Source organism: Shewanella sp. MSW, from assembly GCF_007636515.1.
Taxonomy (GTDB): Bacteria; Pseudomonadota; Gammaproteobacteria; order Enterobacterales; family Shewanellaceae; genus Shewanella; species Shewanella indica.
Map to the genome: position 1 here is coordinate 39,627 of NZ_LVDR01000008.1, position 21,274 is coordinate 60,900.

Below are 21,274 nucleotides of genomic sequence, written 5' to 3' on the forward strand. Positions count from 1 at the left end.
TCGCTTGGATATTAAACGTATTGCCATTACCCCCGGAGAGCCTGCCGGCATAGGTCCGGATCTGGTAGTACAGCTGGCGCAGCGCGACTGGCCGGCCGAGCTGGTTGTGTGCGCGGATCCTGCCTTATTGCAGGCGCGCGCCAAGATGCTGGGGCTCAGTCTCCAGCTCAAGCCTTATCAACCAAGCCAAGCGGCCAAGCCACAGCAAGCCGGTAGTTTGACCATAGTGCCCTTTCCCATGGCCTGTGAGCCGCGCTGCGGCGTGCTCAATGAGCAAAACAGCGCCTATGTGGTCGACACCCTGCGTTATGCGGGTGAAAAGAACATGAACGGCGAGTTTGACGCTGTAGTGACAGGTCCGGTTCACAAGGGCATTATCAATCAGGCCGGGATCCCTTTTTCCGGCCATACCGAGTTTTTTGCCCATCAGGCCGGTTGCCAGGATGTGGTGATGATGCTCGCCTGCCCAGGTCTGCAGGTAGCCTTGGTGACCACTCACATTCCACTGGCTTACGTTTCCAAGGCGATCACCCGGGAACGCCTGCATCAGATCATCAGGATACTGCACCAGGACTTGGTGAATAAGTTTGCCCTGGACAACCCCAAGATTTATGTCTGTGGCCTCAATCCCCATGCCGGTGAAGATGGTCATCTGGGTCGGGAAGAGCTGGATGTGATCATCCCGGCGCTGAACGAGCTCAGAGAGCAGGAGCAGATGCGCATTATAGGCCCTCTGCCTGCCGATACCCTGTTCCAACCCAAATATCTGCAAGACGCCGATGTGGTGCTGGCCATGTACCACGACCAAGGCCTGCCCGTGCTCAAGTCACAAGGCTTTGGCAAATCGGTCAACATTACGCTGGGCCTGCCCTATATCCGCACTTCGGTGGATCACGGCACGGCGCTGGAACTCGCAGGCACAGGCAAGGCCGATATCGGCAGCTTCGTCTGTGCACTCAACAAGGCCATAGAACTGGCCGGTAAAAACTGATCCAACTGAGTATCAATGAGCAATAAAGTACACTTAGGCCATACCGCCAGAAAACGTTTCGGACAAAACTTCCTGACCGACGACAATGTGATCAACCGTATTGTGGCGGCTATCGCCCCGGATAATGAGCATGTCATGGTCGAAATCGGCCCGGGTCTTGCGGCCCTGACCGAACCTGTGGCCAGTGCCATAGACAAGCTGACCGTGGTCGAGCTGGATAGAGATCTGGTGGAACGTCTGAAGCAGCACCCGGTATTGAAAGACAAGCTGGAAATCCATCAGGGTGATGCCCTGCAGTTTGACTTCAACAAACTCATGGTCGAGGGCAAGAAGCTCAAGGTCTTCGGTAACCTGCCATACAATATCTCCACGCCGCTGATGTTCCATCTGTTTGAATATGCCGAGCAGATCACCAACATGCACTTCATGTTGCAAAAAGAGGTGGTACTGCGGCTTTCAGCCAGCCCGGGCAGCAAGGCCTATGGCCGCCTCACCGTCATGGCCCAATACTATTGCCAGGTAGTGCCGGTACTGGAAGTGCCTCCGGGCAGCTTCACGCCGCCACCTAAAGTAGATTCCGCCGTAGTGCGTCTGGTGCCCTATGAAACCAAACCCTGGCCGGCCAAAGACGTTGCCATGCTCAGCAAGGTAACCAGCACCGCCTTCAATATGCGCCGCAAGACCCTGAGAAATAACCTCAAGGGGCTGCTTGATGATGCCGATTATGAGACCCTGGGAATCGATCCCGGCCTCAGACCCGAGCAGATCAGCGTCGAGCAATATGTCGCCATCGCCAACTTACTGAGCGACCGCCAGGCATAACATCCGGACGCCGGTCGGCGTCCTTCCTTTCCATCAGAGATTTTGGCCAGGAACTTAAGATGAACCCCCAGAAAAGCCGTATCAGAGTCGAGGTGCAGACCCAGTATATAGAACACCAGTCTGCGCCGGATGAAGACAAGTATCTTTTCAGCTACACCATCACAATTATCAACCTGGGTGATGAGGCGGTGACCCTCAAGAGTCGCCACTGGGTGATAACAGATGGCAATGGTCAACAAAGCGAAGTTCAGGGTGCTGGTGTCGTCGGCGAAACTCCGAGGATCAAGCCCAATACCGCCTACCAATACAGCAGCGGCACAGTGCTGGAAACGCCGCTGGGCTTTATGGAAGGCAGCTACCTGATGGAAACCGATTCGGGCGAGAGTTTCTACGCCCAGATCCCTCCTTTCCGCCTGGCTGTACCCGGCCAGGTGCACTAATGGGCAGATAACTGTGGCTCACTATTTTGTCGGCGATATTCAAGGCTGTTTCAACGAGTTGCAACGCCTGTTGGAGAAAGTCGATTTTAATCCCTCCAAGGACGAGCTGTGGGCGGTCGGCGATCTGGTCGCCCGCGGTCCGGATTCTCTCTCGACCTTGAGATTCTTCCGCGATCTCGGCGACTCGGCCAAGTCTGTGCTGGGTAATCATGACCTGCATTTACTGGCCGTCAAGGCCGGGCTCAAACGCGCCAAACCCAGCGACAAGCTACAACCGCTACTGGACGCTACAGATATAGACAGTCTCATCGACTGGATTAGAAACCAGCCTTTGATGCGTGAGTTGCCCGAACACAAACTCATCATGACCCACGCAGGCGTGCCGCCCCAGTGGGACATCCAAACCTTGCGACAGGAAGCGGACGCCGTCAGCCAGGCATTGCAAAGAGCCGACTATTTAGACAGTCTCATCGCCCGGATGTACACAGAAGAGCCGGAAGACTGGTCCAGTGCGCTCAGTGGCCTGCCCAGACTCAGGTACTGTATCAACGCCCTGACCCGAATGCGTTACCTCTATCTCGACGGCGCTCTGGACTTCAGCTGCAAGGTGCCGCCGGCCAAATGCGAAGATCCCAATCTCAAACCCTGGTTTTTATTCCCATCAAACACAGCTGACTACACCCGGGTCTTTGGTCATTGGGCCGCCCTGATGGGCAAGGTCGATGGCGAAAGACTGCAGGCGCTGGATACCGGCTGCTGTTGGGGAGAACACCTAACACTCTGGCACCTGGAAACCGATCAAAAAATTACCCAATCCAGGTTAAAAAAAGGTTAAGCTTAGCTGACATACGCCGATAACCATTTGGTAACGTGCCTATGAAAACTAAAAGATTTTTCCAAGAGAAAAACCACAACCTTATCCGGAGTAGCCTATGAAGTTGAATGTAGCAACCCGGGTCATAGCAGGATTTGCCGTAGTCACCCTGCTATTGATCCTGCTTGGTGCTGTTTCCTGGTTCACCAACAATGAACTGAAAAACACGACAGAAGTTCTACAACAACTGAGTATTCCGGCACTGAAATCAACCGGCGAGCTGAGTGAGACCCTCAGCGAGCAGCAAAGGTTGGTTCTGGTGGGTTACCATGTCCCCAAGGCCAATAAGCTGCCGCCGATCCAACAACTGTTTGGTAGTCAAAAGCAAAGCTTCAAGGCGCAATTTGCCAGTCTGTCGAAACTGGTACAGCACGAACCCGGACTCAAAGAGATCCTGCCCCAAGTAGAGCGCAATTATCAGGCCTTTATCAACACCAGCGAACGCATGATGGCCGACCACCTCAGTGCGCTGGAACAGCAGGAAAGCCTCAATAAACAGCGGGATCAACTGGAGACAACCGCCGATGATGCCGCCAGTCTGCTGCTGGACCTGATGGATCTTGAGCAAAGTGAACACACCACAGAGCGGGAAATTGCCGCTTCTGCCGCAGCACTGGACAGCAATGTCACAAATCTGATCAGCACGGTTTACGATCTGGTGGCCACCGAAGACCGCAGCAAATACGAAATCATAGTCAAAGAACTTAGCTATATCAGCAACGAAGCCGAGGCCAAACTGGAATACATCAGTCGTCACGGCACAGGTGTCATCGATGCCGACATACTCAATGAAATGACCAGCGAGCTTGGCAAACTCAACCAGCATCTTAAAGGCAAAAACTCGATTCAGGCCCAGAAAGCAATCCAACTTGAACTCAAGGCCAGTACTCAGGTGGCACTGGCTCAAGTGGAAACCGACAAACAAAATGCCAATCAGGCAATGGCAGCCCTTTCCGGGGCCATCGAAACCCTGACCAACGAGATCAATGCCAAAACCCTGGCCAGTATCGACTCGGCCAGTATGCAGACCCTATTGGTGGTGCTGGTAGCTATTGTGGTAGCCATAGCCGTGAGTATTGCCGTGGTGAAACCACTGACCGCATCACTCAACCGTATCAATCAAGCATTGAATATCCTCGCTTCCGGTGACTTGACCCATAAACTGGATGACTCAGGCGAGGATGAGTTTGCCGAGCTTTCCCGCAACTGCAACCGCCTTATCGACAGTCTCAGAGGTCTTATTCGCGGCATTTTGGATAGATCCAACCAGTTGGCAGCCGCCGCCGAACAAACCTCGGCAGTCACCTCACAAACCACTATCGGGATCCAGGAGCAAAAGAGTCAGGTAGATCAGGTAGCCACAGCCACCACAGAGCTGAGCTCAAGTGCCCAGCAGGTATCCCACAGCGCAGATCACGCCCTGAGCCAGATTAAACAGGCCGATGAAGAAGCTCAGAATATGCGGATCATTGCCGAGGAAAACCGCCGCACCATAGAAGCACTGGCCGACGAAGTCGCCAAGGCGGGACAGGTGATCAACAAGGTGCACTCAGACAGCGACGCCATTGGCTCGATTCTGGATGTGATCCGCGGCATTGCCGAGCAAACCAATCTACTGGCTCTCAACGCCGCCATCGAGGCCGCCAGGGCCGGTGAACAGGGACGCGGCTTTGCCGTTGTGGCCGATGAGGTACGCAACCTCGCCTCCCGCACCCAGGAATCGACCCAGGAGATCCAGCAGATGATCCAGGTGCTGCAAACAGGCACCCAAGAGGCGGTCGCTGTCATGGAACAAGGCCGCGCCCAGGCCAACTCCTGCGTCGCCAAGACAGAGCAAGCCAATCAGGCTCTGGAAGCTATCAGCGAATCTGTTCATCAGGCCTTCGATGCCGGCACCCAAATCGCCAACGCCGCTCAGGAGCAGAACCTGGTCAGCCAGCAGGTTTCAGAAAAACTGGAACATATTGCACTGATCTCGGAAGAAACCGCCTCAGGCGCCGATCAGACCGCCCAATCCAGCCATCAGGTGGCGCAACTCGCCGAAGAGTTGCAGGCTTCAGTTGGCGAGTTTAAAGTTTAACGCCAATGGTTGGCCGGAGCCGAGAATGTTTCACCGTCTGAATAGAGAGAAAACTCGGCGCTCAAACCAGAGGTCAGTGGATTGACGCCCCAAAGACTCCAAAGCAGAGCCAGGCTTTGGGGCTCAAATAAGGCATAAATCCACCATTGGTTATTCCCCTCATCGATTACTTCTGTGTTTCACCTCTACCTACAGCAACAGGCACAAGCAACAAAAGTGACACAAAAACCTGTTTTATTTATTGACAATCAACCTCTGTCGCTTGTTAGCTTGCAGATAAGGAAATTAGCGGGAGCTTTCAATGGAATACAGACGTATCCCCCACTCTACTCTGGAAGTAAGCAAACTGTGCCTCGGCACCATGACCTGGGGCGAGCAAAACAGCCAGGCCGAGGCCTTCGCCCAGTTAGATATGGCCCTAGCCGAAGGGATTAACTTTATCGACACTGCCGAGATGTATCCGGTGCCGCCAAAACCCGAGACTCAGGGTGAGACCGAACGCATTCTTGGCGCCTACCTCAAGGCCCGCGGCAACAGAGACAACCTGGTGATTGCCACCAAGGTGGCGGCTCCCGGCGGCAAGAGTGACTATATCCGCAGCAAGATGGCACTGGACTGGCGCAATATCCAGCTGGCGGTGGATGCATCGTTGCAGCGCCTGGGCGTAGACTGTATCGATCTCTACCAAATCCACTGGCCCCACAGAAACTGTAACTTCTTCGGCGAACTCTTCTATGAGCAGCAGGAGCAGGAGTCGATGACTCCCATCCTGGATACCCTAGAAGCCTTGAGCGAAGTGATCCGCGCCGGCAAGGTGCGCTATATCGGGGTCTCCAACGAAACGCCCTGGGGCCTGATGAAATACCTGCAACTGGCTGAGAAACACGGCCTGCCGCGAATTGTCAGCGTGCAGAACCCCTATAACCTGTTGAATCGCAGCTTTGAAGTGGGCATGAGTGAAATAAGCCACCGCGAGGAGTTACCACTGCTGGCCTACTCGCCATTGGCCTTCGGTACCCTCACAGGCAAGTACCTCGACGGTCAGTGGCCGGCAGGCGCCAGGTTGACCCTGTTCAAGCGCTTCGCCCGCTATACCGGCACCGAGTTGGCGCTTGAGGCCACCGAGGCCTACGTCAAGCTGGCCCAAAAATTCCACCTGAGCCCGGCACAGATGGCACTGGCATTCGTCAACTCCCGTCCCTTTGTGGGCAGCAATATCATAGGCGCCACCAATCTGGAGCAGTTAAAGGAGAACATTGCCGCCTCGCAGCTTAAGCTGAGTGATGAACTGCTCGGTGAGCTCAACTCGCTGTCGAGCCGATTTCGCCTGCCCTGTCCTTAAGGGTTGAGATATTTCGCCTTGCATTGGGCGCACAAATCCATAAAGATCTGTGCGCCCTTTTGATTGAAGATCCACAGCAATGAGCACTCCACAATTGCGCGCCCAGTTTCCCGCGCTCACCCAGATGTTGGGGGATTATCCCCTGGTCTATCTCGACACGGCCGCCACCAGCCAAAAACCCCAGCGGGTGCTGGAAGCTATGGCGCGTTTCTACCGTGAAGATTGCGCCAATGTGCACAGAGCGGCCCATCAGCTTTCCGCCCGGGCGACCCAGGCCTACGAAGCTGTGCGTGATGCCTTGCAAGATTTTATCCATGCCGCCCGGCGGGAAGAGATCATCTTCACCCACGGCACCACCGAAGCCATCAACCTGCTGGCCTGGGGCCTTGGCGAGCGCTTTGGCAGAGATGACCTCATTCTGGTCGACAGCTGCGCTCATCACGCCAATCTGCTGCCCTGGCAACAACTGGCCAAACGCAGTGGTGCCAGGCTGGAACCCATACCACTGGATAAAGATCTGCGCCTCGATAAGGCGGCCTTTGGCCTGCTGCTCCAGCAAAAGCCCAAATTGGTGGCCCTCAGCCATGTCTCCAATGTATTGGGTACAGTCAATGACATAGCAGGCCTGTGTCAGGATATTCGCGCCGCCGGTGCCATCAGTGTGGTGGATGGTGCCCAGGCCGTTGCCCACCTGCCGCTGGATATGCAGCAACTGGGGTGCGACTTTTATGCCTTTTCCGGCCACAAGATGTATGGCCCCAGCGGCATAGGCGTACTCTGGGGCCGCTATGAGTTGCTGGACACCCTGGAGCCACTACTGACCGGCGGTGAGATGATAAAAACCGTCAGTTTCCAAGACAGTACATTTGGCGACTTGCCCAACCGCCTCGAGGCCGGCACCCCGCCGATAGCCGAGGTCATAGGTCTGGGAGAGGCCATCGCCTTTCTCGAACAGCAGGACAGACAAGCCCTGGCGCTTGCCGAACAAAAACTGCTGAACGAGCTGCAACAGGGGTTATCCACCATTGCCGGGGTCGAGCTTTACGCCGCCCACGGGGATAATCTGGGCGCCGTGGCCTTTAATCTCAAGGGGGAGCATCACCAGGATGTAGGCATACTGCTGGATCAACAAGGCATAGCGGTACGCTGCGGCCATCATTGCGCCATGCCACTGATGTCGCTGATGGGTATCAAGGGCTGCTGCCGGGCCTCTGTGGGGATCTACACTGATGAGCAAGATATCAAACGTTTTCTCGATGCCCTGAAGGCAAGCGCCGAACTACTGGGATACTGAACCATGACAGAGCAAACACTCACTGCTGCCGACTTTATCCAGTTTGCCAAGCAAACCCAGGCGCCACTGGCCGACTTATTTGAAGCCGTCTCCTCGGCCAATAATTGGCAGGACAGATACCGCCAGTTAATGCAAGGCGCCAAGCTGTTACCGGCCCTGCCACCCGAGCTGCAAACTGAAGCCGCCCGGGTACGCGGCTGTGAAAGCGCCGCCTGGCTCTATTACTGTCAAATCGATGGTAAGCATCTGTTTATTGCCGACAGCGAGGCCCGCATCGTCAAGGGGCTGATCGCCCTGTTGCTGCATGCTGTGAATAACAGCGACAGCCAAACCCTGGCGCAATTTGAGCCCAAGGCTTATCTCAAGCAACTGGGTTTGGAGGGGCAACTGAGCCCATCACGCAGCAACGGCCTCTATGCCCTGATAAGCAGAATCATCGAGCTCAGCCGAGGGTAATGCCATGATGCTTTTTTCAGCGCTTCAACTGTCAAGCTCACATCGGAGAATAATTTTGCGGCCTGGTTGGCATTTTTCCAATTAAGCTTCACTTACCATCTGGTTCCAGAGTCGGAGCGTAGCTCAGCCCGGTAGAGCGCTGTCTTCGGGAGGCAGGGGTCGCAAGTTCGAATCTTGTCGCTCCGACCAATCAAACCGCTATCCAAGCGGCATAAAGACTCAAGGGCAGGTTCATCGAACTTGCCCTTGTTGTTTCTGCCCCGTCACACTGCCACAACCATCATCAAGCCGGCCAGCAACAGACAAGTGCCGAGCACGTATTGCAGCTGTTTCTTAGCCAGCACTTTACAGGTTACCTCCCCTACCATGCTGAGGATCAACACCGTCGCGCCAATCCCCACCAGATAGCCCAAGAACAAGTTGGAGCCACTGAGGGTCCAGTCGGCTACACCCAGATTGGCGCTGCCCAGGGTGTAGCCATGAGCAAATGCCAACATGCCAACCATTGCCGCAGCGATATGGGTGGCAAAACAGATATTACCGGCAATCAACATGCCGAGCACAAACATGGACAAGAGGACAAAGGATTTACTGACGATAAGCGCTACCGAGGTTTGCGCCATCAAAGTACCGGCCAACATCACCAGCACAAAGGAGAGAGGTACTGCCCACAAGGCTTTACCACCAAGCTGCGCCGACCAGACACCGACGCCCACGGCCACCAGCAGACTGGCCAACAACATCAGTGGGTTGAGTTGCATCACCTGCTCGGGAAAGCGTCCCACAACCCCCAACGACAACAGCAGACTGGCGCCAACACCCAAGAACAGCCAAGATCTGCCAGCAAACAAGGACCGCATCATAAGCACCTCTCACTTGCCGAGTGACTATGCTTTAACCTTATACCTTACAGTTAAAAAATGCTTGACCTGGCACAAACTCCTGACAAATAACCTCACTTTAATTGACTTGCATAACACAGACTCAGGACTTACTATCCTTGGGTCTTTAAATGTATTTTTGATTAATCCTATGTATTCCCCAATCGACTCATTGCTCATGCAACAGACTTGGTGGCGCAGCCCAAACCGGCGGCGTCAGGATTAAACATAGGTAAAATCATATCTTCCGGGCCGCCATAAGGCGGCCTTTGTGTATCTGTACGTCTTATGGCTCCGGCAATCTCAAGGAGAACAAGATGAAACAGATCATACTCACAGGCGACAGACCCACAGGCAAACTGCATATCGGCCACTATGTTGGTTCGCTCAGGCAAAGAGTCCAGGTTCAGGACGAATTCGATCAGAACGTAATGATCGCCGACTATCAGGCTTTGACCGACAACGGCCATAACCCGGCCAAGGTGACCGACAATATTCTCGAAGTCATGGCCGACTACCTGGCGGCCGGGTTGGATCCGGCCAAGACACGTTTTTGCCTGCAAAGCGCACTACCGGCGCTGTCGGAACTCACCTGTATCTACTTGAACTTGGTGACGGTTGCCCGGCTTGAGCGCAATCCCACAGTCAAGGCGGAGATCCAGCAAAAAGGCTTTGAACGCAGCCTACCGGCGGGTTTTCTGGTCTACCCCGTCAGTCAGACCGCCGATATTACCGCCTTTCGGGCCACTCATGTGCCTGTGGGTGAAGATCAGTTGCCCATGCTGGAGCAAAGCAACGAAATCGTCCGTCGCTTCAACAATCTGGTGGGGGCCGAAGTGCTCAAGGAGTGTCAGGCGATTCTCAGTGACACAGGCCGCCTCCCGGGGCTCGACGGTAAAGCCAAGATGTCCAAATCCCTTGGCAATACCATAGAACTGGGAATGAGCAGTGATGAACTCAAGCAAGCGGTGTTTTCCATGTATACGGATCCCAACCATCTGAGAGTAGAAGATCCGGGTAGAGTCGAGGGCAACACGGTATTCAGCTATCTCGATGCCTTCCATCCGGACAAGCCCTTGGTAGCCGAGCTCAAGGCCCATTATCGCCGAGGCGGCCTCGGCGATATGAAGTGCAAAAGGATACTCAACGACTGCCTGCAGGAATTACTCGCGCCCATGCGGGAGCGGCGCAGGCAAGCCCTGGCAGACAAAGGGCAACTGCTGGCGATACTGCAAAAAGGTACGGAAGAAGCCAGAGCCATAAGTGATGCCGTACTGCAAGATGTCAAAGCCGCCATGGGACTGAATCTGTTTCACTAAACGATTGTTCACTCAGCCAAGGGTCTATAAGCCCGGCACTTGGCTGAGCCTCTCACAGAAACAACTCCCCCTGTTGGCACTCATACTAACCTTGATACTGCGAGCGCTATCCAGCCAGGCTGTTTTTTACTGGGCAGTTTATTGCAGTGCTGTATCATGCCAAGCTATGCCAACGCCGCCGAACAAAGTGTGGCAATCAACTATATCCATGAAGAAGGCCAGGCCAAGGGTAGCAAACTGGCTTATCAGCTGTATCTGGATCCCCTGAAACCTATCAGTGGAAATTTTGAACTGCCCCTGAAAGCCAGTATCAACTTTTGGGAATGCGGCGAAAATAACCAGCATGATGTCAATCATCTGCTGGCCATGTCACCCATATTGAAATACCCGCTGATGAGGGGACAATGGCTGGACTTTTATCTGGAGGCCGGGATAGGCTTTGCCTTCAAATTTGGCCGTGAGCGCAAACAGACAGGCTCCATCACCTACCTGCATTATTCCAATGCGGGCCTCAGCAAACCCAACCCAGGGCTCGACTTTGTCAACCAGGCCTATAGCTACCGTTTCTAACACCCTTTTAGGGGATCGGGCCAATCAATTTAGCGGATGATTGGCCCGAAAATAGGCCCACTCTTCCACAATGCTGCCATCCGGCAGGTGACAATAGCCTACAGTGCCCTTTTGTTCCTGAACCAGCTCCAGCTTACCGCCGGATTCGACACAAAATACCGCTGCCGGATTAGGGCTTCCCACAGTATCTTTCAGACTCTCGGACCCGGTTTTTGCCGCCTCTTCAGAGCAGCCCCCCAACAGCAGCACAGTGCCCACAATCATTACAGTTAATACTCGCATCTTGGCTCCTTGCTCAGTCCCTTGGGCGCGCCCAATTGCCACCGCAGACTTTCCAGTATCAGCTCAAACAAACTCCAAGCTACAAGGAGATAGCAAGGTCTGCAAGCGAATGAGCCACTTATCCAAGTTAATGATTTGAAAGTTATGAATATTGTTAAAAGTAAGCAGCAATTTTTGCCAGGCAGAACATGATTTTTCCAATTTGATCAGGCTTGTTTTTTGGTGTTTGACAGTAAAGCGGGTAAAGTGTCGCGGTTATCACCTTTTTTGATACAAGGCATTAGCCTGCAATTGATAAAAGACCTACAAACATAATAATACAGACAAGGGAAGAGTATGAGCGACTCCAACTCCTGTGCAGGCAATGACCTGCGCGAAGTCAAGCAACTGGGAATGTGGGCCTCCATCGCCAGTTTAAGCTATATCTTCTGGCTGGTCGGCGGTATGGAACTGGTTGAACGTATCGCCTACTACGGCGTTAAGGCCAGTGCCGGACTCTATGCCAAGGCGCCGGCTTCCGAAGGCGGCCTAGGTATCAGCCTCAGCGATTACGGCATCATTATTTCACTCTGGGCCTTGCTGCAGACCTTTGTGCCGGTATTTACCGGCGGGCTCTCAGATAGAGTGGGCTACAAAGAGACCATCTTTGCCTCAACCATCATCAAGATCTGTGGCTACCTCTGTATGGCCTTCTTCCCCAGCTTCTGGGGCTTTTTGTTCGGTGCCATGCTGCTGGCGGCCGGTACCGGCATCTTCAAGCCCGGCATCCAGGGAACGCTGGTGCTGTCCACCAACCGTAACAACACCTCCATGGCCTGGGGTATCTTCTATCAGGTGGTAAATATCGGTGGCTTCCTTGGCCCCTTAGTGGCGGTGCATATGCGGCAGCTGTCCTGGGACAATGTGTTCTACGCCTGCGCCGCCATTATCTCGCTCAACTTCCTGTTCCTGCTGACGTACAAAGAACCGGGTAAAGAGCAACGCCTGGAACGGCAACGTAAGATCAAGTCCGGTGAACTCAAGCAGGAAATGCTTTGGAAAGATGCCTGGAGCGAACTGAAAAAGCCGGTAGTCATCTACTATATGCTGGTGTTTTCCGGCTTCTGGTTCCTATTCAACTCCCTGTTTGACGTGCTGCCTATTCATATTGCCGAATGGGTGGATACCAGCGTGATTGTCACCAGCCTGTTTGGCCCTGAAGGCACCAGCAACGGCATACTGCAATTCTGGCTCGGGCTGAACAACGAAGGTACCAAGGTCATGCCGGAAGGCATGCTCAACCTCAACGCGGGTCTGATTATGACCAGCTGCTTCCTGATAGCCGCTCTGACCGCCAAGTACCGTATCACCAGCGCCATGCTGGCCGGCTGTCTGCTGTCTATATTTGCCTTTGTGTTGATCGGTGCCACCCATGCGGCCTGGTTTATCGTGTTGGCTATCGCCATGTTCTCCCTCGGCGAAATGATGATAAGCCCGAAGAAGAACGAATTTATGGGCAATATCGCCCCCGAAGGCAAGAAGGCCATGTACCTCGGCTTTGTGATGTTGCCACAGGGCATAGGCTGGGGCCTGGAAGGCTATTTCGGCCCCAAACTCTATGAGATCTTTGCCTCCAAAGAGATCTTCTCCCGTGAGATGCTGCTGGATAAGGGCATGTCACAGAAGGATGTAGCCGCCATTCCGCAGGGGGAAGCCTTTCATAAACTGGTTGAGTTCACCGGCCAAAGTGGCCGCGAGCTGACTGAGATCCTCTACCAGAGCCACAACATAGGCATGGCCTGGTACATCATAGGCGCCATAGGCACCATTTCCGCCGTCGGCATCTATATCTACGGTAAGTGGCTGCTGAGAATGCAGCAGGCCCAAGCCTGATTGGAAACGCCACCTCAGGGTGGCGTTTTTTATATTGATTGTAAATGAGAGCTTGATCCCGCCAAGGGAACAGGCCAAAGTCTATGCTTAAAATAGCCATAAATAGAATGCAACTATTTGTATCCAAGGAAGTTTTATGCTTTTTAACCATCATCTTCACCGGCAGATAGATTCATTGAAACAGCAGCTCGATGAACAGAGCCAGCAGCACCAGGCGACACTGGAGCAATTGCAGTTGCAACTGGGGCAGCTTAAACAGGAAAGGGACCAGGCACTGGCGCAAAACCACGACCTTGCCGCCATGTTGGCCTGCCAGAACCAGGGCGGGCTCATGTTGCAATCGGTACGCGAGGCCATGGCCGAAGACGCCGGACGTCTGCTTGAGGAGCAAAGCAAACTGGAGCAACTCAACGCCCTGTTCGAGCAAACCCGCAGCGCCGTGACCAGATTGGGAGAGCGAGCCCATCTGCTCAGTTCTCAGTCACAGCATAGCCTGGGAACAGTGGCGCAGCTGGATACCAGTACCCAAAGCATCAGCCAGTTTGTCAGCGCCATTCAGGGCATTTCGGCACAGACCAACCTGTTGGCACTCAATGCCGCCATCGAAGCCGCCCGCGCCGGAGAGGCAGGTCGCGGCTTTGCGGTGGTGGCCGATGAAGTCCGGCAGTTGGCGGCCAAGGCCAGTGACGCCAGCCAACAGATAGAGCAGTTGGTGCAACAGATCATCACTCAGTCAGAAAGCATACGAACCCTGACAGATGACAACCAAGGCTGCGCCGATGAAGTGGCCAGCTCGGCGGTGCAGATAGACACAGTGGTCACTCAGGTATTGGCGCAATCGGCGCAGATGCAACAGGTGATCAGCCATGCCGCGACAGTGTCTTTCCTCAACACCACCAAGCTGGATCATGCGGTATGGAAGCAGAATATCTATGAACTGCTGCAAAACCAGTGTTTTGATCAGCCGGTAAACAGCCACCATGACTGCCGTTTGGGTAAGTGGTACTACGAAGGACAAGGCGCCAGCCTCTATAGCTCACTCCCGGGGTTCCGCGAGTTGGAAGCGCCGCATGCATTGGTGCACGAAAGTGGCCGCCTGGCGCTGCAACAGGCCGCAGCCGGCAACACCACAGAGCAGGTAATGGCACTGCAACGGATGGAAGATGCCAGTATGCAGGTGGTACTTGCCATAGATAGCATTATCGCCGCAGTTCAGTAGCCGTCAGTAAAATCGTCAGTAAGCGACCGATTCCACCTCTTCCCGGGTCAACTCTCTGGCTTCGCCCTCGGCCAGAGAGTCATCCAGCATTATCTGACCTATCTGGCTGCGATGCAGCGCCAGCACAGGGTTACGAAAGCGGCCGAACATGCGTTTTATCTGGTGATACTTGCCTTCGGTGAGTATCACCTCGGCCTCATGGCTTGCCAACATTTTCAGCTCGGCCGGCGCTGTGATGACGTTTTCAAACTCAAAGAAAAATCCGTCCCTGAAAGCCTCGATATAAGTGTCATCCAGCGGATTGGCCAGACGCACCCGATAACGCTTGGCCTTGCTCGATGAAGGCAGGGTCAACGCCTGGGTCCAGCGGCTGTCATTGCTGAGCAGTACCAGCCCGGTACTCTGTTTATCCAGGCGGCCGGCGATATGCAGCCCCGGCACCAATGCTGCCGGGGGCAGGCAGTCGAGCACGGTTTTATGCTCGGGATCTTGGGTGGCGCTCACTACTCCGGCAGGCTTGTTCAGCATCCAATAGACAGGGTTTTGCCGCTGCAGCCATTGCCCATCGAGACGAATATGACTGAACTCATGGATAAGCCTGTCTGCGGCAAACACCTGCTCGTCATCGAGCCAAACCCGGCCATCGGCAAGCAATTGCCTGGCCTGTTTACGGGGAATATTCAGCTGCCCGGCGAGAAACCTGTCCAGTCGTCCCCTCTTACTGCGCATCGTTTAAGGCGCCTTTAGCTTCAATCCGATAAGCACAGCGACGTGAACCATCCAGGATATGTTCGCGGCGACTGATCTCCACTTCGGGCCCCAGCAACTGCCGGAACAGCGCCAACTCAGAGCGACAAAAATTCTGGCAACTCGTGGCCGCCGCACAAATGGGGCAATGGTTTTCCAGCAGCCAAAAGCCGGTACTGTCCGCTTCAATCTGCGCCATATAGCCTTCACGGCTTCGGATCTCGGCCAGGCATTCCAGCTTGTCGGCCAGGGAAGCGGCAGCGGCCATCTGGCTCGAATAGCTCTCGAGGCTTTGCTGCTCCCTGTGACTGATGAGTTTATCCAAGCCCTCGTCACCAAAGACCTGACGCACTGAAGTTATCAGCTGCAGACTCAACTCATCGTGACGGTCGGCAAACAGCGAGCGACTTTGCTCGGTCAACGTCCAATAACGCGCAGGCCTGCCGCGGCCTTCGGCTCTATCTTCTGTCCGCACCAGCCCCTCGGCTTCAAGGGCTTGCAGATGTTGACGCACCCCCATACTGGTCAGCCCCAGCTCAGCGGCCAGGCTCTGGGCCGTCTGGGCTCCGTTCAACTTGAGAATGTCGACTATCTTGTCTGTGGTCTTCATGGCACCTCCAGCGCTGATTATGCCCGGATCAGGACGCCGCATCCAGAATAAATAAACTTTTTTGTTTATTTTATCTTTACATTATTAAGTAAAGCACATACCTTATAAAACAATAAATAAACAAAAAGGTTTACTTAACATGAAATACCTAGTCGTCAGCGCCAGCCAACGTTTCCAATCCCAGAGTGCCAAGGTCGCAGAATTCATCACCCGGGAAATAAAGACCAAGCAGCTCGCAGAGGCGGAGCATTTGGAGCTCTGCGGTTTCAATCTTCCCTTCTGGGATGGTGAACAACAACACAAGGGCGCCGACTGGCAACGGATAGAAGCCAAGGTGACAGCAGCCGATGCTCTGGTGCTTATCACTCCGGAATGGGGCGGCATGGCGACACCTTTGTTGAAGAACTTTCTACTGATGTGTGACAGCCAACATACGGCCCATAAGCCTGTGCTGCTGGTTGCAGTTGTCTCAGGCATAAGCGGCGCCTATCCCATCAGTGAATTGAGAATGAACGCCATGAAAAACAACAAACTGGTGGCGGTGCCGGATCATTTGATCGTCCGCGATGTCGAGAAAATGCTCAACCCCGAATGCGACAGCATCCGCGATGCCAGATTAAGAGAAAGGATCGGCTACAGCCTGCATATGTTGGCCCAGTATGCAGCAGCACTGGCACAGATACGTTTTGCCCACAGGGACGCCCCCTTTCCCAAACAACAGGAATATTGCTACGGCATGTAAACAAAAGGCCCGAATAAGAAGGAAAAAGGGCAAATACCAAGGAGAACGCAAATGATACAACTGGAACATCTGAACCTGGTGGTCGCTGACCTCCCCAAGACCCTGGATTTTTACCGCGCCGCCTTTCCTCACTGGCAGATCCGCTGCCAAGGAGAAGGAAGCTGGTATGGCAAGCCACGAAAATGGCTCCACTTCGGTGATGACTATCAATACCTGGCTTTCAGCGATAATGGCGAAGGCAATAACCGCGACTTGAGCGGTCATCAACCCGGGCTGGCCCACTTCGCCTTTGTCACAGCAGACATTGACGGGGTGATCAAGCGCCTGCAGGACGCAGGCTATAGCATAGATAAAGACGGTGCTGACGAGCCCTGGCGCCGCAATGTGTACTTTATCGACCCGGCCGGGTTTGAAGTGGAGTTTGTCCAGTACCTGAGCGATCTGCCAAAACAGCGCAATCGCCCTAGCTAAGGGCAGTCATAAATAGCCTTACAGGCTCCCTCGCCTTCGCTCACTGGGTGGGGGAGCCGCCTTGATTCACTTCTTGGCAAACAGACTGTATAACCAGCCCAGGGTGACGGCACCCAGCGCCAGGCTGAAAATGCTGTAGGCTATGATGCAATAATCAGCCATATTCATTCCCAGCAGTGACCAATCATCTTCTCCACAGCCCCCTGTCGGCGCAAACTCATAGGGTAACCATTCATGCAACGGTAACCCCAAGGGGAAATGCGGTTCGGTTGAACAAGCGGCACCACCGCCACCAGTAGCAAAGATATCGCCACCATCCAGCATGTGCGCAGCTGCATGTATCTGTTGCAGCTCAACTGACCAGAGCATCCCCTGGATCACACCATACCAAGCCAGCGCCAATCCCAAGACCTTGAGCCATTGACTGGAAGGCTTAATCGCCATGGCAATACCGGCAATCAAGATACAGCACTGACTAAAACGAATATAAACACAGAGCTCACAGGGATCCATCGCCAAGAACCACTGGAAATACCCCATTGCCGACAACAACAGAAACAGCGCAGCTCCGGCCATCAGCAACCACACACCTCTCTGGGCCTGCCAGCGGCCCAAGGTTGATAAAGGAGCCTGTTTAAACTCCCCAAACAAACGGCTAACAAGATTCATCTGCATTATCCTCACTTCTTGGACAATTCAAGGATCATTTCGTCCAGCATAGGCATACTGCGAATCGACTTGGTATTGATCAGATACTTGCCATTGACCACCAGCGCCGGGATCCCCTGGATTTTGGCGATGGCAATCCCTTGGTCCCACTTGGCCAAGAGTTGTTTCACTTCAGGGGTTCCCTTGAGACGGTTGAACTCTTCTTGCGAGATCCCGGCCTGACTCAAGCCAAAACGGATGAGCTCATCACCACTGGTAAACTTGGCCTTCTTATCGTGGATCCTGGCATATAAAGCCATTTTGGCAGCTTTATATTTGTCTTCACTTAACACCTTGGCCACCGCTAAAACCTCAGAAGCTTCAGCACCAAAAGGCGATTTACTGGAAATATGATAAGCATCGTAATCCACGCCGGAAGGCAAATTTCCAACCATTCCGGGAACAACAGACTTCTCATACTTGTAGCAGAACGGGCAGTTGACAGAAAAAATTTTGGTTACCTGTTTATTAGCCTGAAACTGAACATTTTCCGGTAAAACTTGATAATGGTTTCCTTCTTCCAAATCCAATGCCATTACATTGCAGCTTCCCAGTAGAAAAGCACCCACTACAATTTTTTTAATAAATTTCATTTTCGACCTCTTATCCATCAATCAGATTCAACCCCATAATGCCAATATAAAAACCAATCACAACAAGCCACTCCAGATAATTAATAACACTGTGAGTAACAACAAAATAAACAACAGAATTCAAATAAACCAATATGGATTTCAAAAAATAATGGATTACAAACAAACCAATAAGGTAAATCAATTTTTTTGAAGTTATAAGTCAAGACTTAAACAAGAGCACAAACAAAACATTAACCAAACATTAAAAACGCCAAATGTGACTATGGCCTCAAATTAAATTCCTCCGTTCAACTTAATTAATAAGCGTCTATTAAAAACAAAGGATGATGATATGAAAAAGTCACTCACTTCATTGGCTGTGGTATTAGGTATTGGTTTATCAGCCTCTGTCTCTGCTGCTGGTTTTTACCCAGCACCGCCAGCTGGAAACTTAGGAGGGATTATTGTCAACCCCTATGGTAATTCGCCACTCACTGCCTTAGTCGATTTGGGTAGCAAGCGAGTGTCCAATGTTAGCGTTACCGTGGCCGGAAAAGGTAAGAATGGAGTCAGTATTTCCTATCCGGTCGGTCCCAAAACTATTAACAGACATGACGGTATTCCTATTTTCGGTCTGTATGCCGATTATAAGAATCAGGTCAGTGTTAACTTCACTCTAGATGGTAAAAAATATAGCGATAAATATGAAATTCTCACCAGTGCACTCGAGAACAAGTACATAGATAACCGTAATATTACTTCGATGCAGGAAGTAAAGGTCAAGAAAGTCGATAAAAACTTTAAAGACAGACTGTTAATGGTGAACTCTCATACCATGGTATTCCAAGGTTCAGATCTGCACTGGTCCGGAGTCAAGAGTAAGGATGCCGGTATTTTCGAGTCGACCCCAGCATTGGGCGCCATGACATTCGACATGGCCCCTCTTACTTATATCATTGATACACAAGGTGAAACACGTTGGTGGTTGGATCAGGATGCCACCTATAATGGCCGTGATATCGACGTAAACAAGCGCGGCTATCTGATGGGATTGAGAAAGGATGGCCGCGGTAATCTGAGCTTTGTCCAAGGTCAACATTTCGGATATCTGGACTTGATGGGTAAGATAGTCGACTTCAAGATCCCAAGGGGCTATCAGGACCTGTCCCATGAAAGCATAACCATGCCCAATGGCAACCTATTACTCAGGGGCGCCAAGACCAACTATGTCAACCCACAAGGGGACAAGGTGCATACCGTCAGGGACCATATCCTCGAGGTAGACCAACAGGGGAATTTGGTTGATGTCTGGGATCTCAATAAGATTCTCGATCCCTACCGTGATGCCTTGCTCAAGGCCTTGGATATGGGCGCTGTTTGCGTCAACGTGGATCTCGACCATGCCGGTCAAGCCGCCGGTGAAATGAAGATAGATGCTCCCTATGGCGATATTCCAGGTATAGCCGCAGGTCGTAACTGGGCCCACGTCAACTCCATTTCCTACGACCCCAAAGATGACGGCATCATTCTGTCGCTGCGCCACCAAGGGGTAGTGAAGATCACCCGCGATAAACAGGTCAAATGGATCCTCACCCCCAGCATAGGCTGGAAGGGAGAACTGGCCAAAAAGCTCCTTAAGCCCGTCGATGCCAAAGGCAAGGCCATTGCTTGCTCTGAGCAAGGTGATTGCCAAGGCGACTTTGACTTCACCTATACCCAGCACACAGCCTGGCTGAGCAGCAAAGGCACCTTAACTGTGTTTGATAACGGTGATGGTCGCCACTATACCCAACCCGCTTTACCCACCCAGAAATACAGTCGCTTTGTGGAATATAAAATCGACGAAAACAATATGACAGTGCAGCAAATCTGGGAATACGGTAAAGAACGGGGCTACGAGTGGTATAGCCCTATCACCTCCAACGTGGAATACGTTGCCGACCACAACACCATCTTTGGTTTTGGTGGCTCTATCAATCTGTTTGAGCCCGGCAGAGTCACAGGCAAATTCAATGAGATTGATTACCGCACCAAGGAAGTGAAACTGGAAATCGACGTTCTCTCCGACAAGGCTGGCCAGCCCCATTATCGTGGCCTGTTTATTGAACCGGCGAAGATGTTCGGACGTTGATTTGACTCTAACGGCCGGGAGCTTCCCGGCCTAAGGTAACACTATGTTAGTAAGGACTTCATTACTGCGGCTATTGCCCTTGTTGCTGCTGATCCCCACGGCCCAAGCAGAGGTATTCCAACAACAAAATGGCATCAAAGTCGGCTATGAACACCTGTTGGATGTCAAGGACAACAACCCTAATCTCTATAGTCAGAGTTACCTCAGCTTTACCAACACTACCCGCGCCAGTTGGGGCGATTTTGCGGCTTGGCTGACACTGGAAAACCCCCTGGACGACAACGACAATCAGCAAGGCGAAAAGGCCGGCGCTACCGTCAAGTCCTGGCTAAAGCTGGACTACAATCTGGGAGATAGTTCCTTTAACCTTTGGCTGCAGTCTTTTACGGCCAACAATAAACACCGTACCGAAGAAAACTTCTACTACGGCTTGTCTTACGACATTCAGTGGCAGAAGCTTAAAGGAACCATGGCGATTGGCGCCCATTACGCCTGGGGCGATATGGATGCCTCTAAGCAAGACTTTAATGGCAGCAGTGGTTATGCCGCAGTGGTGCAGATAGCATATCCTATAACTCAGGAATTACTGGGTAAATTTTACTTTGAAACCCAATTTGATCGCAGTGATGAACAAGTAACAACTTTCCTTTATCGGGATTCTGGTTATCAAGCAATTTTGGGGTTGGATTATCAACTCCTACCTCAAGCCTCAGCTTCATTGGCATATAAGTATCGAGATGCTTGGGGAGGTTCAATTCATCATGGAGGAGAACTGTTATTCGAGTTAGGATATCAATTTTAAAAAAAAACAAATAAATAACACAAAAAGTATGCCAAAGGTAATAAGG

Annotated in this window: 22 protein-coding genes and 1 tRNA gene; 17 read left to right on the plus strand and 6 right to left on the minus strand. The window is 52.7% G+C overall.

Features of this window, described 5'->3' with window-relative positions; translation table 11 throughout:
- The first annotated feature begins 4 nt into the window (after window positions 1-4).
- The 9 genes from pdxA (at window position 5) to AYI96_RS10285 (ending at window position 8,488) form a co-directional block, all read left to right on the plus strand.
- A complete protein-coding gene (gene pdxA / locus AYI96_RS10245; RefSeq protein WP_025889251.1) occupies window positions 5-991 on the plus strand; it encodes a 4-hydroxythreonine-4-phosphate dehydrogenase PdxA in 987 nt (328 codons plus the stop codon).
- Between the two features lie 15 nt (window positions 992-1,006).
- Window positions 1,007-1,813, plus strand: a complete 807-nt coding sequence (gene rsmA / locus AYI96_RS10250; protein WP_071475818.1) for a 16S rRNA (adenine(1518)-N(6)/adenine(1519)-N(6))-dimethyltransferase RsmA — start codon at window positions 1,007-1,009, stop codon at window positions 1,811-1,813.
- Between the two features lie 59 nt (window positions 1,814-1,872).
- Window positions 1,873-2,253 carry a Co2+/Mg2+ efflux protein ApaG gene (gene apaG / locus AYI96_RS10255; RefSeq protein WP_101095426.1) on the plus strand — a complete coding sequence of 127 codons (381 nt, stop codon included), beginning with the start codon at window positions 1,873-1,875 and terminating at the stop codon, window positions 2,251-2,253.
- A gap of 13 nt (window positions 2,254-2,266) precedes the next feature.
- Window positions 2,267-3,088, plus strand: a complete 822-nt coding sequence (locus AYI96_RS10260) for a symmetrical bis(5'-nucleosyl)-tetraphosphatase (RefSeq protein ID WP_039033153.1) — start codon at window positions 2,267-2,269, stop codon at window positions 3,086-3,088.
- Window positions 3,089-3,185: 97 nt separating this feature from the next.
- The gene (locus AYI96_RS10265) at window positions 3,186-5,207 is read left to right on the plus strand and encodes a methyl-accepting chemotaxis protein (RefSeq protein WP_144361561.1); all 2,022 of its coding nucleotides are present in this window, start codon (window positions 3,186-3,188) and stop codon (window positions 5,205-5,207) included.
- Between the two features lie 301 nt (window positions 5,208-5,508).
- Window positions 5,509-6,549, plus strand: a complete 1,041-nt coding sequence (locus AYI96_RS10270) for an NADP(H)-dependent aldo-keto reductase (protein WP_144361562.1) — start codon at window positions 5,509-5,511, stop codon at window positions 6,547-6,549.
- Between the two features lie 79 nt (window positions 6,550-6,628).
- Entirely contained in the window at window positions 6,629-7,843 is a 1,215-nt protein-coding gene (locus tag AYI96_RS10275) for an aminotransferase class V-fold PLP-dependent enzyme (protein WP_144361563.1), read from the plus strand.
- 3 nt (window positions 7,844-7,846) lie between these two features.
- Window positions 7,847-8,299, plus strand: a complete 453-nt coding sequence (locus AYI96_RS10280; protein WP_039033149.1) for a SufE family protein — start codon at window positions 7,847-7,849, stop codon at window positions 8,297-8,299.
- Between the two features lie 112 nt (window positions 8,300-8,411).
- Window positions 8,412-8,488: transfer RNA gene (locus AYI96_RS10285), tRNA-Pro, on the plus strand.
- A 74-nt stretch (window positions 8,489-8,562) separates the two neighbouring features.
- On the opposite strand, the gene AYI96_RS10290 is transcribed toward AYI96_RS10285, so the two are convergent.
- Entirely contained in the window at window positions 8,563-9,162 is a 600-nt protein-coding gene (locus AYI96_RS10290) for a HupE/UreJ family protein (RefSeq protein WP_082014226.1), read from the minus strand.
- A gap of 335 nt (window positions 9,163-9,497) precedes the next feature.
- Here AYI96_RS10290 and trpS point away from each other — a divergent pair, with 335 nt between their 5' ends.
- Window positions 9,498-10,499 (plus strand): tryptophan--tRNA ligase, encoded by a 1,002-nt coding sequence (trpS, locus tag AYI96_RS10295; protein WP_071475813.1) that lies wholly within the window; start codon window positions 9,498-9,500, stop codon window positions 10,497-10,499.
- A 156-nt stretch (window positions 10,500-10,655) separates the two neighbouring features.
- Window positions 10,656-11,069: an acyloxyacyl hydrolase gene (locus AYI96_RS10300; RefSeq protein ID WP_039033147.1), complete on the plus strand. Its 414-nt coding sequence runs from the start codon at window positions 10,656-10,658 to the stop codon at window positions 11,067-11,069.
- A gap of 24 nt (window positions 11,070-11,093) precedes the next feature.
- On the opposite strand, the gene AYI96_RS10305 is transcribed toward AYI96_RS10300, so the two are convergent.
- On the minus strand, window positions 11,094-11,351 hold the full coding sequence (locus tag AYI96_RS10305; RefSeq protein ID WP_039033146.1) for a DUF333 domain-containing protein: 258 nt from the start codon (window positions 11,349-11,351) through the stop codon (window positions 11,094-11,096).
- A gap of 336 nt (window positions 11,352-11,687) precedes the next feature.
- On the opposite strand from AYI96_RS10305, the gene AYI96_RS10310 reads away from it, so the two are divergent.
- Both AYI96_RS10310 and AYI96_RS10315 read left to right on the plus strand, forming a co-directional pair.
- A complete protein-coding gene (locus tag AYI96_RS10310; RefSeq protein WP_071475811.1) occupies window positions 11,688-13,223 on the plus strand; it encodes an MFS transporter in 1,536 nt (511 codons plus the stop codon).
- Between the two features lie 136 nt (window positions 13,224-13,359).
- Window positions 13,360-14,442 carry a methyl-accepting chemotaxis protein gene (locus AYI96_RS10315; RefSeq protein ID WP_144361564.1) on the plus strand — a complete coding sequence of 361 codons (1,083 nt, stop codon included), beginning with the start codon at window positions 13,360-13,362 and terminating at the stop codon, window positions 14,440-14,442.
- Window positions 14,443-14,457: 15 nt separating this feature from the next.
- On the opposite strand, the gene AYI96_RS10320 is transcribed toward AYI96_RS10315, so the two are convergent.
- Window positions 14,458-15,171, minus strand: coding sequence for a pseudouridine synthase (locus AYI96_RS10320; RefSeq protein ID WP_144361565.1), 714 nt, complete (start codon window positions 15,169-15,171; stop codon window positions 14,458-14,460).
- A complete protein-coding gene (locus tag AYI96_RS10325) occupies window positions 15,161-15,799 on the minus strand; it encodes a helix-turn-helix transcriptional regulator (RefSeq protein WP_039033142.1) in 639 nt (212 codons plus the stop codon). The genes AYI96_RS10320 and AYI96_RS10325 overlap by 11 nt, the downstream gene beginning before the upstream one ends.
- 139 nt (window positions 15,800-15,938) lie before the next feature.
- On the opposite strand from AYI96_RS10325, the gene AYI96_RS10330 reads away from it, so the two are divergent.
- Together AYI96_RS10330 and AYI96_RS10335 are read left to right on the plus strand one after the other, a co-directional pair.
- The gene (locus AYI96_RS10330) at window positions 15,939-16,541 is read left to right on the plus strand and encodes an NADPH-dependent FMN reductase (RefSeq protein ID WP_039033141.1); all 603 of its coding nucleotides are present in this window, start codon (window positions 15,939-15,941) and stop codon (window positions 16,539-16,541) included.
- A gap of 51 nt (window positions 16,542-16,592) precedes the next feature.
- Window positions 16,593-17,012 carry a VOC family protein gene (locus AYI96_RS10335; protein WP_039033140.1) on the plus strand — a complete coding sequence of 140 codons (420 nt, stop codon included), beginning with the start codon at window positions 16,593-16,595 and terminating at the stop codon, window positions 17,010-17,012.
- A 66-nt stretch (window positions 17,013-17,078) separates the two neighbouring features.
- On the opposite strand, the gene AYI96_RS10340 is transcribed toward AYI96_RS10335, so the two are convergent.
- Both AYI96_RS10340 and AYI96_RS10345 read right to left on the minus strand, forming a co-directional pair.
- Window positions 17,079-17,681 carry a disulfide bond formation protein B gene (locus AYI96_RS10340; RefSeq protein WP_039033197.1) on the minus strand — a complete coding sequence of 201 codons (603 nt, stop codon included), beginning with the start codon at window positions 17,679-17,681 and terminating at the stop codon, window positions 17,079-17,081.
- Window positions 17,682-17,692: 11 nt separating this feature from the next.
- The gene (locus AYI96_RS10345; protein WP_234501210.1) at window positions 17,693-18,115 is read right to left on the minus strand and encodes a DsbA family protein; all 423 of its coding nucleotides are present in this window, start codon (window positions 18,113-18,115) and stop codon (window positions 17,693-17,695) included.
- A gap of 532 nt (window positions 18,116-18,647) precedes the next feature.
- Between AYI96_RS10345 and AYI96_RS10350 the strand changes: the two genes are divergently transcribed.
- Together AYI96_RS10350 and AYI96_RS10355 are read left to right on the plus strand one after the other, a co-directional pair.
- A complete protein-coding gene (locus AYI96_RS10350; protein ID WP_039033138.1) occupies window positions 18,648-20,426 on the plus strand; it encodes an aryl-sulfate sulfotransferase in 1,779 nt (592 codons plus the stop codon).
- A 43-nt stretch (window positions 20,427-20,469) separates the two neighbouring features.
- Complete coding sequence (locus AYI96_RS10355) at window positions 20,470-21,228, plus strand: outer membrane protein OmpK (protein WP_039033137.1); 759 nt, start codon at window positions 20,470-20,472, stop codon at window positions 21,226-21,228.
- Window positions 21,229-21,274 lie beyond the last annotated feature (46 nt).

Excerpts from the sequence above, each read along its gene's own strand:
- rsmA (WP_071475818.1), top strand. The coding sequence starts at position 1,007 with ATGAGCAATAAAGTACACTTAGGCCATACCGCCAGAAAACGTTTCGGA.
- apaG (WP_101095426.1), top strand. The coding sequence starts at position 1,873 with ATGAACCCCCAGAAAAGCCGTATCAGAGTCGAGGTGCAGACCCAGTAT.
- AYI96_RS10265 (WP_144361561.1), top strand. The coding sequence starts at position 3,186 with ATGAAGTTGAATGTAGCAACCCGGGTCATAGCAGGATTTGCCGTAGTC.
- AYI96_RS10270 (WP_144361562.1), top strand. The coding sequence starts at position 5,509 with ATGGAATACAGACGTATCCCCCACTCTACTCTGGAAGTAAGCAAACTG.
- AYI96_RS10275 (WP_144361563.1), top strand. The coding sequence starts at position 6,629 with ATGAGCACTCCACAATTGCGCGCCCAGTTTCCCGCGCTCACCCAGATG.
- AYI96_RS10280 (WP_039033149.1), top strand. The coding sequence starts at position 7,847 with ATGACAGAGCAAACACTCACTGCTGCCGACTTTATCCAGTTTGCCAAG.
- AYI96_RS10290 (WP_082014226.1), bottom strand. The coding sequence starts at position 9,162 with ATGATGCGGTCCTTGTTTGCTGGCAGATCTTGGCTGTTCTTGGGTGTT.
- trpS (WP_071475813.1), top strand. The coding sequence starts at position 9,498 with ATGAAACAGATCATACTCACAGGCGACAGACCCACAGGCAAACTGCAT.
- AYI96_RS10300 (WP_039033147.1), top strand. The coding sequence starts at position 10,656 with ATGCCAAGCTATGCCAACGCCGCCGAACAAAGTGTGGCAATCAACTAT.
- AYI96_RS10305 (WP_039033146.1), bottom strand. The coding sequence starts at position 11,351 with ATGCGAGTATTAACTGTAATGATTGTGGGCACTGTGCTGCTGTTGGGG.
- AYI96_RS10310 (WP_071475811.1), top strand. The coding sequence starts at position 11,688 with ATGAGCGACTCCAACTCCTGTGCAGGCAATGACCTGCGCGAAGTCAAG.
- AYI96_RS10315 (WP_144361564.1), top strand. The coding sequence starts at position 13,360 with ATGCTTTTTAACCATCATCTTCACCGGCAGATAGATTCATTGAAACAG.
- AYI96_RS10320 (WP_144361565.1), bottom strand. The coding sequence starts at position 15,171 with ATGCGCAGTAAGAGGGGACGACTGGACAGGTTTCTCGCCGGGCAGCTG.
- AYI96_RS10325 (WP_039033142.1), bottom strand. The coding sequence starts at position 15,799 with ATGAAGACCACAGACAAGATAGTCGACATTCTCAAGTTGAACGGAGCC.
- AYI96_RS10330 (WP_039033141.1), top strand. The coding sequence starts at position 15,939 with ATGAAATACCTAGTCGTCAGCGCCAGCCAACGTTTCCAATCCCAGAGT.
- AYI96_RS10335 (WP_039033140.1), top strand. The coding sequence starts at position 16,593 with ATGATACAACTGGAACATCTGAACCTGGTGGTCGCTGACCTCCCCAAG.
- AYI96_RS10340 (WP_039033197.1), bottom strand. The coding sequence starts at position 17,681 with ATGAATCTTGTTAGCCGTTTGTTTGGGGAGTTTAAACAGGCTCCTTTA.
- AYI96_RS10345 (WP_234501210.1), bottom strand. The coding sequence starts at position 18,115 with ATGGTTGGAAATTTGCCTTCCGGCGTGGATTACGATGCTTATCATATT.
- AYI96_RS10350 (WP_039033138.1), top strand. The coding sequence starts at position 18,648 with ATGAAAAAGTCACTCACTTCATTGGCTGTGGTATTAGGTATTGGTTTA.
- AYI96_RS10355 (WP_039033137.1), top strand. The coding sequence starts at position 20,470 with ATGTTAGTAAGGACTTCATTACTGCGGCTATTGCCCTTGTTGCTGCTG.